Genomic DNA, 16759 nt, shown 5'->3' on the forward strand with positions numbered 1-16759 from the left:
ATGTGGCCCAAAATGGACCACCCAGGCAGACGGGAAGGCCTGCTCGTTAGCGCGGGCAGACCATTGCTGCATTTTCTGAGCACCGGCGCACGGTGCGCCCATGCGAGCTACACTATCCCCTTAAACATGATTGTGAGGACGACCGCTATGCTATTTGTAAATCAGCTGGTACATACGCTTGTTCCCGGCAGCGAGGGCGAGCCGGTCGATGCCTCCTGTCGCACCAACGCGGGCTTCGCCGCAAGCCTCATCTGCATTGGCCTCAACATCACCCTGTGCCTGGCCAAGGGCATCGCAGGCCTGCTCGCCGGCTCCGTCTCCCTCATCGCCGACGCTTTCAACAACCTCTCCGATGCCTCGAGCAACATCGTGAGCCTGCTCGGGTTCCGCCTTGCCAGCCGCCCTGCAGACGAAGGCCACCCCTATGGCCACGGCCGCTACGAGTACCTAGCCGGCTTGTTTGTCGCCGTCCTGGTTTGCGCCGTCGGCATCAACCTGATCCTCGAGTCGGTCACTAAGATCATCAAGCCCTCCCCCACCGCCTACACGCTGGTCTCCCTAGCCGCTCTCGTCTTGTCCATGCTCGTCAAATTCTGGATGGCCGCATTCAACCGTGCGCTGGGCAACCGTATCGATTCCGAAACACTCATCGCCACAGCACAGGACTCCAAAAACGACGTCATCACCTCGGGATCGGTCCTGGCCGCAGCGCTTATTTCGCAGACGACCGGCTTTGACCTCGACGGCTGGGCGGGCCTGGGCGTGGGCGTCTTCATCTGCATCAGTGGCATGGGCCTGGTGCGCGACGCCATCAGCCCGTTGCTGGGGCAAGCGCCCGACCCCAAGCTCGTCCAGGCAATCCGCGACAAGATCATGTCCTATCCGCAGGTCTTGGGCACACACGACCTGATGGTGCACGACTACGGCCCCGGTCGTCAGTTTGCCAGCGCCCACGTGGAGATGCCCGGCGAGGGCGACGCATTTGAGCACCACGAGATCCTGGACACCATCGAGCACGACATCAAGCGCCAGATGGGCATTGGCATCACGCTGCACTGCGACCCCATCGCGACAACCGGCGATGATCTGCGCGGCTGGGTCAAGCGCGGCGTCATGCAGATCGATCCCGCGCTCTCCATCCACGACCTGCACGAGCACGACGGGTTCGTTTCGTTTGACCTGGTGCGCCCCGACGGCTTTGACATATCCGACGAGGAGCTGCTGGAGCTCGTCACGCGCATCGTGCACGAGCGCCGGCCCAACGTCTCATGCGTCGTTACGTTTGACTCGGGCTTTAGTTCGCCCGACCGTCCAGCAGAGCAGCTGTAGCCCGCTTAACAGCTAGTTTCCCTGCGCGCCCGAGATGCCGTTTTGCAGTGCGTTCCAGGCATCCGTCGCCATGTCGCCCAAGTTCTGCGCGGTGTCGCCCAGGTTTTGTGCCGTATCGCCCAGCTCTTGCGCCTTGTCTCCCAACTCCTGTGCCTTGTTGCTCAAGTCCTCCAGCGTATTGGAGCTCGAGCTGTCGGTACCGCTTTGGCCGCCGGACGAGTTGCCCGAGCTGTTCTTGTGCGTGAGTTGAATTTCGAGGTTGCCGTTGTCGTTATAGTAGGCAGAAGTAACGACCCAGTTGGCATCGATGACGGGCGTTGAGCCATCATCAGTCAGGACCACGGCATTCGAAAGATCGGCGCCGCGCGACTTGAGAAGCTTTTTGGCGTTGGACCAGTACTGCCCCGGGATATCGCTCAGATCGACGGTGCTAGACGAGGCGGACTCGGTTTGCTCGGCAGTGGTATCGGCCGTTGAACTCCCTCGCTTGTTGAGCATGCCCGACACGATGGCAAACACAACCGACAGCGCAAAGAAGATCGCCAGCACGATGAGGATCTTCTTGATCACGCTCGACGAACGCGACGGCTTCTTCTCCTCGTCCTCGCCATATTGCGGAATCGACTTGGGGTACTCGCGATACGGCTCGCGCGACTCGTAGCGAGGCTGCGCCGTGCGAGGCATATACGTCGTCTGCTGAGGCTGCGGAATGGGATTCTGCGGCAGGTCATCATAGGGATTCGGTGTCGAAGCGGCATAAGAATCCTGCGACGCATAATCAAACGGGTCCGGAGCTGCGTTGCCATAGGGGCCTTGCGAAGATGCAGCGCAAGAATCCTGCGCCGTGTCGCCATAGCCCATAACCCGGGTGGGCTCGGCAGAAGGCTGCGTCGCGGCGGGGTCGGTATATCCGGGGTTGGGAACAACGCGGGTCGCATCGGCGCTATCGCCAGCCTGCGCGGAACCGTAGCCGCCCATCACGGTTGTCTTGTCCTGATCCATGCAACGATTCCTTTCCGTCGCGCGTGAGCATCAAGTTATCCATGCATTCTACCCGCGCAAAAGCCTATGATGGGCAGGGCCCGTCGGTATCTACAAGACATGCGCGGGCCTAAGGATAAAAAAGCCCCGCCGGGCCTTGTGGGCACGGCGGGGCGGACAAGCAGCTATGGGCAGCAGGCTTAGAACAGGCCGGTGATGTTGCCGTCGTTGTCGACGTCGATGTTCTCGGCCGCAGGGACCTTGGGCAGGCCCGGCATGGTCAGAACACTGCCAGTCAGTGCGACCACAAAGTGGGCACCGGCGGAAACCTTGAGCTCGCGCACCGTGATGCGGAAGTTCTCGGGAGCGCCCAGGGCCTTGGCGTTGTCGCTAAAGCTGTACTGCGTCTTGGCCACGCACACCGGCAGGTTGCCAAAGCCGTTCTCGCGCAGCTCGGCGAGCTGGCGCTTGGCGGCCGGCGTAAAGTCAACGCCGTCGGCGCGGTAGACCTTGGTGGCAATGGCCTCAAGAGCGTCGGCCACATCGGCGCCGTCCTCATAGGCAAACTTGAGCTCGCTCGGCTGCTCAATCAGACGCATGACCTCATCGGCCAGCTCGAGCGCGCCCTCGCCGCCCTTGGCCCAGACCTCGGAAAGCTTAACGTTGACGCCGAGCTTCTGGCACTCGGACTCGATGAGCGCAAGCTCAGCCTCGGTGTCCGTCGGGAAGCGGTTGATGGCGACCACGCAGGGCAGACCATAAACGTTCTGGATGTTGTCGACGTGACGCAGCAGGTTGGGCATGCCGGCCTTGAGCGCCTCGAGGTTCTCCTCGTTGAGGTCGGCCTTGGCGACGCCACCGTTGTACTTCAGCGCACGAGCGGTCGCGACGACCACGACGGCGCTGGGGCGAACGCCCGTCATGCGGCACTTGATGTCGAGGAACTTCTCGGCACCCAGATCGGCACCGAAGCCGGCCTCGGTAATGGCAACATCGCCAAAGCGCATGGCCATGCGGGTGGCCATGATGGAGTTGCAGCCATGGGCGATGTTGGCGAAGGGGCCGCCGTGGACAAACGCGGGCGTGCCCTCGAGCGTTTGCACCAGGTTGGGCTTGAGCGCGTCCTTAAGCAACGCGGCCATGGCACCCTGGGCCTTAAGGTCGCGGGCACGGACGGGCTCGCCGGCAAAGCTGTAGCCGACGACGATCTCGCCCAGGCGCTCCTTGAGGTCGCTGATACTCGTAGACAGGCACAGGATTGCCATGACCTCGGAGGCGACGGTGATATCGAAGCCGTCCTCGCGCGGCACGCCCTGGGCCTTACCGCCAATACCGTCGATGACGTGGCGCAGCTGACGGTCGTTCATATCGACGACGCGCTTCCAAGTGATGCGTTTAACGTCGATGCCAAGCTGGTTGCCCTGCTGGATGTGGTTATCAAGCATGGCGGCCAGCAGGTTGTTGGCAGCACCGATGGCATGGAAGTCGCCGGTAAAGTGCAGGTTGATATCCTCCATGGGGATCACCTGAGCCCAGCCGCCGCCGGCAGCACCGCCCTTAACACCAAAGACGGGGCCGAGCGAAGGCTCGCGCAGGGCCACGGCACTCTTGACGCCGCGACGACGCAGGCCATCGGCCAGACCGATGGTCGTGGTGGTCTTGCCCTCGCCCGCAGGCGTTGGGTTGATAGCGGTCACGAGGACGAGCTTGGCCTGGTGATCGGTCGGCTCGTTGAGCAGCGAATAGTCGACCTTAGCCTTGTCGAAGCCGTACGGAATAAGGTGCTTAACGTCGACGCCGGCGTTCTTGGCCACCTCGGTAATAGGCAGCGGCGTGACAGAACGTGCGATTTCGATGTCAGTAGGCATGGGCGGTCCTTTCGTTACCGAATGAGAAAAAGACCAATTCAGCATAGCACGGGCGCGCAATAGTAAAACACCCATAACCGATGAACGGCGATATGTTTACCCGATGCCCAGCGATAGCCCAACAGCCCGCCAAAACAAAGCGCCCTAAACGGTAGGTTCAATCCCCAGGTGCTCAAAGGTGCGAAGGGTTGCCTGACGGCCCTGCGGCGTACGAATCATCAACCCGCACTGCAGCAGATACGGCTCATAGACATCCTCGAGCGTGCCCGGGTCCTCGCCCACCGCGCTGGCAAGGGTCGTAAGTCCCACGGCACGACCGGAGAACGTCTTAGCGAGCGTCTCCAAAATGCGAATATCCATCCAGTCCAGACCGAGCTCATCGATCTCGAAGAACTCGAGCGCCTGGCGACAGATATCGAGCTCGATGGGGCCGTTGCCGCGCACCTGTGCGTAATCGCGCACGCGCTTGAGCAGGCGGTTGGCAAGACGTGGCGTGCCGCGCGAACGCGAGCCGATCTCGAGTGCACTGGGATGGTCGATCGTCACGCCCAGGATGGACGCCGAGCGCGTCACAATCTGCGCGAGTTCTTCGACCGTGTAGTAATCCAGGCGATATGAAATGCCAAAGCGGTCGCGCAGCGGGCCAGTCAACATACCCGAGCGGGTCGTTGCCGCCACCAGCGTAAACTTGGGGATATCCAGGCGAATCGATCGTGCGGCCGGGCCTTTACCGATCACGATATCGAGGGCAAAGTCCTCCATCGCGGGGTACAGGACCTCCTCGACCGAACGGTTGAGGCGGTGGATCTCGTCAATAAACAGCACATCACCCGGCTGCAGGTTAGTCAGGATGGCCGCCAGGTCGCCGGTACGCGCAATAGCGGGGCCGCTCGTCGTCTTGATCTGAGCGCCCAGCTCGTTGGCGATAACGGTGGCCAGCGTGGTCTTGCCCAGGCCCGGAGGACCCGAGAAAATCACGTGGTCGAGCGTCTCGCCACGGCTCTGCGCCGCTTCGATCAACACGCGCAGGCTCTGCTTGATATGCTCCTGGCCACAGTAGTCGTCCAGGCGCTGGGGGCGCAAAGTGCGGTCGACATCGAGGTCCTCGGCCGTCAGCTCCGAGCCCACCATGCGCTCGCCGTGCGCCATGGATGCCGCCGGCGAGTTGCCGGGCGTCGCCCACAGGTCCTGAGAGTCATCGGCTTCCCACATCACGCATCCATTCCGAGTCGCTTAAGCGCCGCGCCGAGCAGATCCTCGACACGCATATTCTGCCCATCATACCCGCTCAGGGCAACATCGGTCTCCTGCGGGCTAAAGCCCATGGAAAGGAGCGCCGCACGGGCGTCATCGATGGCCGAGGGAGCGGCAGCGGGCACGGGCATCGCAACCTGGCCGGGAATCACGTCGACCGGCACAAAGCCCTTGTCCTTGGCAAAGGTGCTCTTGAGCTCCAGGATCAGACGCTGAGCTGTCTTTTTGCCCACACCGGGCACCTTGGCCATGCCCTTGTCGTCCTCGGCCATCACCAGCGAATACAGCTGCCCCACGGTATAGGTGGAAAGCACGGCGAGCGCCAAGCGCGGGCCAACGCCCGAGACAGACACGAGCCGATCGAACATCGTGCGCTCATCCTTAGAGGAAAAACCGAAAAGTGTCATGGCGTCCTCGCGCACCTGCATACGCGTGTAGAGGCGGACCTCGCCGCCGGGCGTCGGCAACGTGGCCGCAGTGCTGCCCGAGATGCCGAGCTCAAAGCCAACGCCCGACACATCGACGACAGCAGAGCTCATCGTGGCCTCGACAAGCGTTCCGTGGAGCTGGGAGATCATCAGTATCCGGTTCCTCTCTGTTGATAGAACTCGCCGCCGGTAAGCGCCCGGGTGCGGCTGAGGTTAACGTGGCAGATGGCGCAGGCCAGGGCATCGGCGGCATGGTCGGGATGCGGGTCGTGATCGAGCTGCGTGAGCGTGCGCACCATGTAGGCGACCTGCCGCTTATCTGCGGCACCGGTACCCACCACAGCCTGCTTGATCTGCATAGGCGTGTACTCGCCGATCTCGAGCGCGCACTCCGAAAGCGCCACGAGCGCGGCACCGCGGGCATGTGCCGTGGGGATTGCCGAGCGGACATTAGCGCCAAAGTAGATGCTCTCGATGGCAGCGGTATCGGGTCGATAACGCTCCACGACACCCTTGAGGTCGCGGGCGATATGCGACAGGCGCACCGCGAGCGGACTACCCGCGCTGGTCTCGATACAACCGTAGGCACGGCAGCGAACCTCGCCACGCCGCTCCTCGATAATCCCCCAACCCGTATGGGCCAAACCGGGGTCGATACCCAAAATGACCAAGCCAACCTCCCCTCGTCACAAGTACAGCACAAGGCAAGGCCCCGAGCATCATTCACGAACGTCTGTTCTAGAATAACACAACGGGACCAAGATGCTTAGTTGAAGTGTCGGGGTTGGAAGCGAATCCTATCCCATAGTTAGTTCTGCGAGAAAAAAGGAAACTGACGGGGATCCACCGGCGGATGCGGCATCGGTCCGCCCTGGGGCCCACCCTGCGGGCCACCCTGGCCGCCCATCATCTTATCGATGGCGTCCTGAACCTCGCCCTCGAACTTTTTCATGCCCTCGTGCAAACGACGCTGACCGTCCTCAGAGCGCAGCTCCTCCATCTGCTCGGGCGAAATACCCAGCAGCTCACCCAAAATGCCCATCATCTCACCGCGCATACGGTCACTCGTATCGTCGTCAGCAAAACGGCGCACCTCGGCGCGCGCCAGCGAATCGACCGTCATACGCTCCTTGCCGTTAAGCCCCAGGTCGGACCACGCGAGCATGTACGGCCAGGAGCGCTCGGCAAACGAACGGGACGAAACGATCGGCGCCGTCGGCAACATGCGGCGGGCGGCCTCGCCCTGACGCACGAGCATCAGCAGCAGCGAGCAGGCCTCAGGCTTGCCAGCGGCCATCGGGATGTCGTCGAAAGATCGATTGCGGTCCACGTGCGCCTCAAGCGCGCCATCGATCTCACCCGGCTCGAGCCCGCCGAGCAGCTGTGCCGCGCGGTCGAGCATATCGACCGGACCGTCGAGCGTCGAGAGCGCCTGCGCCAGCACGCGCTCCATACAATCTTCCACCGCGTTGAGCGTCACGAGCTCTTGGGGCACCACGGCAGACGCGCGGTTGCGCACACGCGCCACAAACTCAAGCGTCGACAGGTACACATCGCCAAAGGGCGCGTAATCGCCCTGGTAGCCGCCGCAAAGCGCCGGCGCCGCCAGCGCGTACTCGGTTTTGGACAGCGGACTCAACGCCATCGCACCCAGCTCGAGCGCCGTATCCTCCAGCATGAGGCCCAGCGTGCGAGAGCGTAGGCGCTCGGCGTCGCCCGCCGACACATCGCGGTCGAGCACGCGCGCGGCATCCGGCGCATCGCGCTCAACCGTGCGAATATGCAGGCGCTCGGCAATCGCGCGAACGGCGGCGCAACGGGCGGCCTCGGCCTCCTCCTGCGCCGGCGTAAAGATGCGGTTGCGCCCCAGCACCAGGCCAATCACATTACGTGGGCCCAAAGCGTCGACGGCCAGCGCCGCCAGCAGGGACGACGGCAAGTCGCCCTCGAGTGCCACCACGGCGCGCGACGCACCGTGGGCCCGGGCGTTGTCGCGCACGGCGAGCACCAGCGCCTGCCACAGCCACTCCTCGGAACGGAACTCGGGCAGTTCGTGATCTTCCAGGGCATCGAGCATCACGCCGCGCTGAATCTCCTGAACCAGCAGACTCTCCTCAAAACACGGCGCCTGGGCCACCACGCGACCGCAGTCGTCGAGCACAAACGAACCGCCGGTATACACCGACTCGTCATAGGCACCGACCGGCGCCATGCAGGCAAACCACACGCTGCGCTTGGATGCGATCTTGCGGTAGGCGCCGCTGCGTACGGCGGCAATGGCAGCAGTCTCGCGGTCGGTCATGTCAAACGCGTTGAATTGGAAATACGCAATGAGGTCAACACCGGTCGGCAACATCTCGAGTTCGCGGTCCAAGTCAAAAATCACGGCGATGCGCACGCCGTCCACGTCAAACACCGGAGGCGCCCAACGCGCGTCGTTGCTCTCGCCACGCTGCAGGGCGATGCTCGAACGCGCCGGCACCACATGACCGTCCTTGAGCATCATGTAGTCGAGCAGCGGCTGGCCCTCAAACGAAACCGCCGCGGGCACGATGCAGATCATGTCAAGCTCCTGGATACGCTCGGCGACACCAGTCAAGCCAGCAAGCATGTCGTGCTCAAAGTCGGCAGTGCCCACCAGGCCCCCGGGCATGGCGCCCATAAAGAGCGGAGCCGGAACGCACAGCACGCGCGCCCCGCGCCCGTGGGCCAGACGAGCCTGGTCCTCGATGCGGCCGCAAATGCCCTCAATATCACCCAGGCGCATATCGATCTGTGCAAGCGCGAGCTTCATGGCTCAGCCCTTTCCGTCGTAAACCATCGTTGTCGTAGTAAAAGCGCCGGCCGCATAATGCAGTCGGCGCTCGCATGTGCATATGCTAGCTATGATACCCCGAGCGGGGGCGCGCTCCTAGAACGTCGCGGACCACAGCCCGTGCAGGTTGCAGTAGGCATAGACGGTACCGGTCTTGGAACCGCCGGCAAAAAACGTCGCGGGCTTCATGCCGGGCTCAAGGTAATGGATCTCCAGACGGCCCTCAGCCTCAAGGGCGATCCACTCAATATAGTGCTCGGGCAGGCTGGGATGTTCGACCGAGCCCACGCGTGCGCGGATCACGTGACCGTCGCGCTCGGTCTCGACAACAGGCACGTGCTTCTCGTGCGCCGCGTCCTCGGTGTTCGCGGTCAGCTCCGTGCAGCCGGCAGGGGTTGCAACGTCGTTGCCAAGAGCGGCGATGAGCTTACCGTCGGGGTCCTTAAAGAATTTCGCCATGATGTTCTCCTTTTCTGATGTGCCAATGTTCTTGATGGTTCTTATGCCCAAAGGCAGACAAACCATCCACGGCATTGCAAATGAACACATAACGGATCAGGCAAGCGGTCGGGCCAAAATGCGTCGACCGTCCTGCCCACTCCAGCAGTCCCACCCCGCGCGCGGCTAGCGACCGTCACCGCCGAGCAGTGCCAGAACATCCTCGCGCGTGAACAGCGCCGACGAGATGCCGTCGCCGCCAAGCACGCTGTTGACCAGGTCGCGCTTGGACTCCTGCATCTGCATAATGCGTTCCTCGATCGTGTCCTTGGCGATGAGCTTGTACACGGTCACGGTATGTTGCTGGCCAATACGATGCGCGCGGTCGGTCGCTTGGTCCTGCGCCGCCACGTTCCACCACGGGTCGTAGTGAATGACCACGTCGGCCGCCGTCAGGTTGAGGCCCACGCCGCCCGCCTTGAGCGAAATCAAAAAGACCGGAACCTCGCCCGCTTGGAACTGCGCGACCATCTTGGCGCGGCTCTCCTTAGACGAAGCGCCCGTGAGCTTAAGGAAGGCGATGTCCTCCTTGGCCAAGCGCTTGCCGATGATATCGAGCATGCCCGTAAACTGGCTGAACAACAGGATGCGATGCCCGCCGTCGAGTGCGCCGTGCACGAGCTCCATGCACGTATCGAGCTTGGCGCTCCCCGCCTTGTAATCCTCGTAGTGTAGACGCGGGTCGCAGCAGATCTGGCGCAGCTTGGTGAGCTCGGCGAGCACTTTGAGCTTGTCTTTTTTAAACTCGGATGCCTCGCGGTGCTGCACCTGCTGGGCGATGCGGTCCTGGTTGGCCAGGTAGAGCTTGCGCTGCTCGCCGGTGAGCTGTGCCATGACGGTGTCCTCGATCTTTTCGGGTAGATCGGCCACCACGTCTTCCTTTACGCGGCGTAGCACAAACGGCGACACGAGCGCCTGCAGGCGAGCGGCACTGTCACCCTCGGCGTGCTCGACCGGGCTCTCAAAGCGCTTGGCAAACGACTCGCGCGTCCCCAAAAGGCCCGGCATCAAAAAGTCGAAGATGCTCCAGAGCTCGGACAGGCGGTTTTCGATGGGCGTGCCCGTCAGGGCAAAGCGCACGCCGGCAGGCAGGCGCTTGGCGGCGCGCGCCACCTGCGTGAGCGGATTTTTAATGTAGTGGGCCTCATCGAGCACCACGCGGGTAAAATCCTGCTCGACGTACTCGTCGATATCGCGGCGCATAAGGTCATACGACGTCACGACCACGTTATGCTCGGCCACGCCGGCAATCTGTACGCGGCGTTGAGCCTTGGCGCCCACAATGGCGCACACATCGAGCGACGGGGCAAAGCGCTCCAGCTCGGCAGTCCAGTTGTACACGAGTGAGGCCGGGCATACCACGAGCGTGGGCTTGGTGTCCCCCGCCTCCACGCGCGCCAGAATATGCGCAATCATCTGGAGCGTTTTGCCCAGGCCCATGTCGTCGGCCAAGATGCCGCCAAGGCCCAGGTGTTCGAGCGAGCCGAGCCACTGGTATCCGTCGACCTGGTAGCCGCGCATCGTTGCCTTGAGCGATGCCGGCACCGTAAAGTCCATCTTGCCGAGCGTGTCCAGGCGCTCGACGGTACGGCGGAACGCAGCGTCGCGATCGGCCTCGAGCGCCGGCGTGCGTGCGAGCATGCTGTCGACGAACAGGGTGCTCGACGCGGGAAGCGACACGCCGTCGAGCAGGTCGACGGCATCGACACCCAGGTCCTCGGCAAGGCCAAACGCGGCGCGCGCCCCCTCGTCCAGGCGAATGATGTCGCCGGACGTAAGGCGCGCAAACGTTTGATGGCGCTTGTACGAATCGAGATAGACGGCAAGGTCCGCGGCCGAAAGCCCGCTCGCGCCCAGCTCGACATCGAGCAGATTGCTCTTAACGGTCGCACGAACCGAGAGCTTGGGCGCGGGGCGGACCGAGATCTGGCGCAGACGGTCGCTGAGCATGACCTCACCCAGTTCGGACAGGGCGGACAGGCCCTCGGTCAGCAGGCAGAACAAGCGGGCGTCATCGCGCTCCTCAAACGCCAGACCGCCCTCGTAGAAATCGAAGTACAGGGCCGCCGTATCCATAACGCGAAACTCCGCCACCTCGTCGCGGGGCGGCACACCGGGGCGCTGCTCTTCGAAGGGGCTGCCCGGAGCGCCCAGGCTAAAGAGATCCGCCGACCAATCGCCGTAGGTAACCGTAATTTTGCAGGTCACGAGCCCATCGTCGACACCGATCGCCATAGCAAAGCTCGGCTCGGGTGCCACGGTATCGAGCGCGGCGGGCGCGGTGAGGTCGGTGTAGTCGCGCAAAATGGGCAGCGCCATACGGCAGAACTCACCCACCTGCTCGGCGGCAATATGGGCGGGCGTGCGGCACGGCAGCAAGCGCGACAAAAAAGGTGCGGCATGCTGAGCAAATGCAGCGTCGGTACGGCGCGCGCGGCGCGTGTCAACCAAGTAGGCGGCATCGCCCGACGCAAAGCAGTACATATCGGCGGGCAGGCGCAGGTCATAGCTACCACCAGCCGCCGGCGCGATTTTGGCGGCAAGCAGCGGTGGGCGCTTAGCGGATGCCTCGTCCTCCCCTTGCGGAGACAGCTCAACCGCCACGTCGTAGGTGCGATGCGTCGTCATCCCCCGCGACCAGGCGGGCTCAAAGGAGATGGTCTGGCCGCGCAGCAGGTCCAGCACATATACGATGCTATGCTCGGACAGCGGCAACTGACGCTCGGCAACAAAACCGCTGCGGGCAAAGTCGTACGACGCCGAACGCGAGCTTGTGATGTCATCGAGATAGGCAACTGTCGTCACAACAAGGTTGAGCAGCTTTGCCGATGTTTCGTCAAAGGCCTCAGGTGAATGGACAAACGTGAGCTTCTTGCCATAGGAGAACGTGCCGCCGCGCACGTAGGCATCGGCCATGCCGTCGATGTCCTTGACCACGTAGGAGACCGATCCACAGCGAATGCGGAACTCGAGCGCCCAGCTAAAGCGGTCAGCGAACAGCGGATTGTAGTACGGCACCAACGAGGGCTCCAATGCCGCTTTGGGGGCGTCGGGATCAACGGCACCGGCAAGCTTGCGGCGCATGCTCGCCAGCTCATCCATGCGCGCGTCCGAAAGATCGGAGAGCGCCGCCACAAGGCTCGGGCTCGTGGGGACGGGCGCCGGGAAGGGAAAGTTGGGGTTGACGGCCGGCGCGGCGGACATGGCGCGCGCGGGCTGTTTCGGCTGCGCCGTAAACGTGCGAACCGGCGTGCGCAAACCTTCGACGGGCTCGGCGCCGCTGGCATCCAAATACGCCAGCGCCGTGGCAATAGCGTGCTTACACATACCGGGATAGCGGTATGCGGCGGGGCAGTCGCAGTCGTAGTCGATAACCTCGTGCTCGTCCATGTCGAGCGCCACGTGCGTCTTGTACAGGTAACCGCGCGAGCCGCGCACCGTGCCCTCGACCGTCACGTTTTTGGAGAAGCGCGAGCCGCTGTCCTCGATCGACAGCACGGCACCGTTGAGCATGAGCGAACGCCCCTTCATAAAGGTGCCGCTCAACGCCGCCTCTTTGCGAAGCGCCTGCACAAACGTCCCCTGCGCCATCACTTCCTCCAATCTCACCCGGGGTAGCTTAGATCACCGTCACGCGGCCCTGGTTACCCACAATGGCCTTGGCCTCGGCCAGCAGCGGAATCGAACGCGCGTTGACCTTGGCAGGTACCTCGGCACGCAGCACGCGCCCGTCCACCTGCTCGATAAAGATCTCCACGCGGTCGCCGCCCGGGTTAGCGGTGAGCACCGTGGCCAGGCGCGCCATATTGCCCTGGCTAAAGCGGCTGTTGGGCACCATGACCTCAAACACCTTGGGCTTGTTGTTCTCCTCGTTAAGCTCGAGCGGCACGATCTCCTGCGCGATGATCTGGTCGCCGCGGTCCGAGCGCTCGAGCTTGCCCTTAATGCGCACAAAGGCATCGGACAGCTGCGCGCCGGTCTCGGGATCGACCTCGCCGTACAGGTACCCCTCGGCCTCCTTGTAGGTCTTGGGGAACACGACGACGGTGGCCTCGCCTTCCATGTCCTCGAGCTGCACGATGCCCATGGGGTCACCGTTTTTGGTCACGCGCTTGGACACGCTCGAGACCATGCCGGCCCACCACAGCGCCTTGCCCTCGGGAATTTCCTGGTTGATGGTGCCGCCCGTAGGATTCTGAACTTCGTAGCCGGTGTCGATCTGCGAGAACGAGAAGTCACGCGCCTTGGCTAGTGCATACTCAAACGGGCGCAGCGGGTGGTCCGAGACATAGATGCCCAGAACCTCCTTCTCCTGACTCAACTTGAGGTGGCGGTCCCATTCCTGGCCATCCGGATCGGGCACGCTCACCTCAAAGCCCGAGCCCTCAACGTCGCCAAACATATCGAAGAACGACGTCTGGCCGCTCGCGCGATCCTTCTGGCGCTTTACCGCGGCATCGATGATGTTCTCGGGGTTGTTCTTGTCCACAAAGTGCATCATCTGGCGACGCGGATACCCCGTGGAGTCGAAGGCGCCTGCCTTGATGAGCGATTCGATCACGCGGCGGTTGGCCTGGCTCGAGTCCACGCGCTCGACAAAGTCGTGCAGCGTCTTAAACGGGCCGCCCGCCTCGCGCTCGGCGATAATCGCCTGCGCCACGCCGGTGCCCACGCCGCGGATGCCGGCCAGACCAAAGCGCACGCCCTCCTTGGTAGCCGTGAACTCGGTACCGGACTCATTGACATCTGGCGAAAGCACGGGGATGCCGTCGTGACGGCACGCCGAGACGTAATGAACGATCTTGTCGGTCTTGCCCGTGTAGGACGTCAGAACGGCCGCCATGTACTCGTGCGGATAGTGCGCCTTGAGCCACGCCGTCTGCATAACCAGGATGGCGTAGCCGGCGGAGTGCGACTTGTTAAAGGCGTAAGATGCGAACTCGAGAACATCGTCCCAAATCTTCTGGGCGACCTCGCGCGTGTAGTTGTTCTTGATAGCGCCGTTCATCCAGTGGTCGTAGGTGGTCTCGTCCGAGCCATCCTCCCAGTGCAGCACCGTCGACGTGAGCAGCTTGATCTTTTTCTTAGCCACGGGTTTACGGATACGCGAGTCCGATTCGCCCTTGGAGAAGCCGCACATCTCGACGGAGATGAGCATAACCTGTTCCTGGTAGACCATGGTGCCGTAGGTTTCGCCCAGGATGTCGTCCAGGCGGTCGTCGTAGGAGACGGCCGGCTCCTTGCCGTTCATACGGTTGATGTAGGACGAAACCATGCCGGCGCCCAGCGGGCCCGGGCGGTACAGGGCGATCAATGCCACGACGTGCTTGTACTCGGTGGGCTTCATGTTCTTGATCGTGGCCGTCATGCCGGCGGACTCGACCTGGAAGACGCCGGCGGTGTGGCCGGAACCCATGAGCTTAAAGATCTCGGGGTCGTCAAAAGGAATCTCTTCCTCTTTGATGTCGATGCCGAAGTTCTTTTTGATGTTTGCCTTGGCCTTGGAGATAACAGTCAGCGTGCGCAGGCCCAAGAAGTCCATCTTGAGCAGGCCCATGTCGGCAACGGTATGGCCCTCGTACTGGGTAATCTCGACGCCGCCCTTGGTGTCGAGCTTGGTGGGCACGTGCTCGTTGACGGGGTCGCGGCAGATCAGAACGGCGCACGCGTGCACGCCCTCGCCACGGGTGAGGCCCTCGATTGAGAGCGCCGTGTCGATGATGCGGCGGGCGTCGTCGTCCTTTTTATATGCCTCGGCAAAATCGGGGTTAAACAGGTCCTCTTTGCCGGGTTGCTTTTCGAGCACCTGCTTGAGCTTGACCTTGGGGTCGCTCGAGACCATCTTGGACAGACGCTGGCCCATGTAGACCGGGTAGTCCAGGACGCGAGCGGCGTCGTTGATGGCCTGCTTGGCCTTAATGGTCGAGTAGGTGATGACGTGGGTGACCTTCTCGGGGCCGTAGAGCTGGCGAACGTGCTCCACGACCTCGAGGCGCCGCTCATCGTCGAAGTCCATATCGATATCGGGCATCTCGGTACGCTGTGGGGACAGGAACCTCTCGAACATCAGGCCGTTCTCGAGCGGGTCGAACGCGGTGATATTCATGGCGTAGGCGACAATAGCGCCGGCGGCAGAACCACGGCCGGGGCCGACGCCGATGCCGTTGTCCTTCGCCCATTGCACGTACTCGGCAACGATGAGGAAGTAGGCGGCAAAGCCCTTGTCGCAAATGACCTTATATTCGTACTCAAAGCGCTCTTTGATGTTGACGCCACCGATCTCGCGCGTGGCCCAGTCGTCACCGTAGTGCTGGCGCAGGCCTTTCTCGCACTCGCGGCGGAACTGACTCTCGTGCGTCTCGCCGGGGTCAAGCAACGGGAAGCGCGGCAGGATGATGGAGTCCCAGTCCAGCTCAACGTAGCACTTGTCGGCGATCTCGAGCGTGTTGTCGCAGGCCTCGGGGCAATACGGGAACATCGCCCGCATCTCCTCCTCGGTCTTCATGTAAAACTCCGAGCCGGTCATGCGCATGCGGTTGGGGTCGTCGACCTTGGCGTTCATACCAATGCACATGATGACGTCCTGCACGGGCGCGTCCTCGCGGCGCAGGTAATGGAAGTCGTTGGTGGCGATAACCTTGACGCCCACCTGCTTGGCGATGTCGATGAGCGTGCGGTCCATCTGCTCGTCGGTCAGGCCGTTGTCGGTGGTAATGCCGTGTTCCTGGATCTCGATATAAAAGTCGCCAGGTTCGAAGGTATCACGGAAGGTCTCGGCCCACTTGATGGCGCCCTCCATGTCACCGCGGTCGATGTATTTGGGAATGATGCCCGCGATGCAGGCGCTGGTGCAGATCATGCCCTTGGCGTGGCGGCGCAGGTTGTCGAGCGTCACGCGGGGCTTGTAGTAAAAGCCCTGCACGGCTGCCTCGGAGACCGTCTGCATCAGGTTGACGTAGCCCTCCTGGTCCTTGGCCAGAAGGATCATGTGGTAGAGCTCGGGCTTATGGTCGCGAGCAAGGGTCTCGTCCGGCGTAAAGTAGACCTCGCAGCCAAAGATGGGCTTGATGACCAGAGGCGGCTTGAGCTCGTCGATGTTGCCCTTCTCGTCCCACATGGCCATGTCCTTCACATACTGGGCATGCTCGCGCGGGTTTTCCTCGGGATCGGGCTCCACCAGCTCGTCGCGGCGATCCTTTTCCAAAAAGGCCTTGTCGTGACTCCAGGTTTTGTACTCAGGCGTGTTGTGGTTGACGGCGTCGCAGGCCAGCGCCAGGTCGGGCACGCCATACATGTAGCCGTGGTCGGTAATGGCGACGGCGGGCATGCCCAGCTCTACGGCGCGATTGACCATATCCTGGATACGGGTTGCGCCGTCGAGCATGGAGAAAACGGTGTGGTTGTGCAGATGGACGAATGCCATGTGATGAGCTCCGATGCGGGTTCGTGTTCTGACTGAACGATTTTACCGCACGGCGCGGATAGCACCCGAACCTAGCCAAACCAACACGGGTAGTCAATTTGGGACCTTCAAAAAGGGGAATGAGGGCATCCATATATATCGAGTATTACAGGAACCCCGGCGA

Annotated in this window: 10 protein-coding genes; 1 reads left to right on the forward strand and 9 read right to left on the reverse strand. The window is 62.5% G+C overall.

Annotated features, from left to right (window positions below):
* The first annotated feature begins 147 nt into the window (after window positions 1-147).
* Window positions 148-1329 carry a cation diffusion facilitator family transporter gene (locus tag DWW73_RS00575; protein WP_117778467.1) on the forward strand — a complete coding sequence of 394 codons (1182 nt, stop codon included), beginning with the start codon at window positions 148-150 and terminating at the stop codon, window positions 1327-1329.
* A gap of 12 nt (window positions 1330-1341) precedes the next feature.
* Here DWW73_RS00575 and DWW73_RS00580 read toward each other — a convergent pair whose 3' ends face one another.
* From DWW73_RS00580 to dnaE, 9 genes are all read right to left on the reverse strand, one after another.
* Window positions 1342-2331 (reverse strand): hypothetical protein, encoded by a 990-nt coding sequence (locus DWW73_RS00580; protein WP_117778468.1) that lies wholly within the window; start codon window positions 2329-2331, stop codon window positions 1342-1344.
* Between the two features lie 179 nt (window positions 2332-2510).
* Complete coding sequence (locus tag DWW73_RS00585; RefSeq protein WP_117778469.1) at window positions 2511-4178, reverse strand: formate--tetrahydrofolate ligase; 1668 nt, start codon at window positions 4176-4178, stop codon at window positions 2511-2513.
* Window positions 4179-4322: 144 nt separating this feature from the next.
* Entirely contained in the window at window positions 4323-5390 is a 1068-nt protein-coding gene (ruvB, locus tag DWW73_RS00590) for a Holliday junction branch migration DNA helicase RuvB (protein WP_117776913.1), read from the reverse strand.
* Window positions 5390-6010 carry a Holliday junction branch migration protein RuvA gene (gene ruvA / locus DWW73_RS00595; protein ID WP_055310211.1) on the reverse strand — a complete coding sequence of 207 codons (621 nt, stop codon included), beginning with the start codon at window positions 6008-6010 and terminating at the stop codon, window positions 5390-5392. The genes ruvB and ruvA overlap by 1 nt, the downstream gene beginning before the upstream one ends.
* The gene (gene ruvC / locus DWW73_RS00600) at window positions 6010-6531 is read right to left on the reverse strand and encodes a crossover junction endodeoxyribonuclease RuvC (RefSeq protein WP_035137351.1); all 522 of its coding nucleotides are present in this window, start codon (window positions 6529-6531) and stop codon (window positions 6010-6012) included. The genes ruvA and ruvC overlap by 1 nt, the downstream gene beginning before the upstream one ends.
* Window positions 6532-6668: 137 nt before the next feature.
* Window positions 6669-8654, reverse strand: coding sequence for a hypothetical protein (locus DWW73_RS00605; RefSeq protein WP_117778470.1), 1986 nt, complete (start codon window positions 8652-8654; stop codon window positions 6669-6671).
* Window positions 8655-8771: 117 nt separating this feature from the next.
* Window positions 8772-9134 carry a desulfoferrodoxin family protein gene (locus tag DWW73_RS00610; protein ID WP_117629580.1) on the reverse strand — a complete coding sequence of 121 codons (363 nt, stop codon included), beginning with the start codon at window positions 9132-9134 and terminating at the stop codon, window positions 8772-8774.
* Window positions 9135-9299: 165 nt separating this feature from the next.
* Window positions 9300-12764 (reverse strand): SNF2-related protein, encoded by a 3465-nt coding sequence (locus tag DWW73_RS00615; protein ID WP_117778471.1) that lies wholly within the window; start codon window positions 12762-12764, stop codon window positions 9300-9302.
* A 28-nt stretch (window positions 12765-12792) separates the two neighbouring features.
* On the reverse strand, window positions 12793-16596 hold the full coding sequence (gene dnaE, locus DWW73_RS00620; protein WP_117716861.1) for a DNA polymerase III subunit alpha: 3804 nt from the start codon (window positions 16594-16596) through the stop codon (window positions 12793-12795).
* Between the last annotated feature and the right edge of the window lie 163 nt (window positions 16597-16759).

The sequence above is a fragment of the Collinsella sp. AF16-8 genome (genome assembly GCF_003462695.1).
Lineage (GTDB): Bacteria > Actinomycetota > Coriobacteriia > Coriobacteriales > Coriobacteriaceae > Collinsella.

Excerpts from the sequence above, each read along its gene's own strand:
- ruvA (WP_055310211.1), bottom strand. The coding sequence starts at position 6,010 with ATGATCTCCCAGCTCCACGGAACGCTTGTCGAGGCCACGATGAGCTCT.
- DWW73_RS00580 (WP_117778468.1), bottom strand. The coding sequence starts at position 2,331 with ATGGATCAGGACAAGACAACCGTGATGGGCGGCTACGGTTCCGCGCAG.
- dnaE (WP_117716861.1), bottom strand. The coding sequence starts at position 16,596 with ATGGCATTCGTCCATCTGCACAACCACACCGTTTTCTCCATGCTCGAC.
- DWW73_RS00615 (WP_117778471.1), bottom strand. The coding sequence starts at position 12,764 with ATGGCGCAGGGGACGTTTGTGCAGGCGCTTCGCAAAGAGGCGGCGTTG.
- DWW73_RS00610 (WP_117629580.1), bottom strand. The coding sequence starts at position 9,134 with ATGGCGAAATTCTTTAAGGACCCCGACGGTAAGCTCATCGCCGCTCTT.
- DWW73_RS00575 (WP_117778467.1), top strand. The coding sequence starts at position 148 with ATGCTATTTGTAAATCAGCTGGTACATACGCTTGTTCCCGGCAGCGAG.
- ruvB (WP_117776913.1), bottom strand. The coding sequence starts at position 5,390 with ATGTGGGAAGCCGATGACTCTCAGGACCTGTGGGCGACGCCCGGCAAC.
- DWW73_RS00585 (WP_117778469.1), bottom strand. The coding sequence starts at position 4,178 with ATGCCTACTGACATCGAAATCGCACGTTCTGTCACGCCGCTGCCTATT.
- DWW73_RS00605 (WP_117778470.1), bottom strand. The coding sequence starts at position 8,654 with ATGAAGCTCGCGCTTGCACAGATCGATATGCGCCTGGGTGATATTGAG.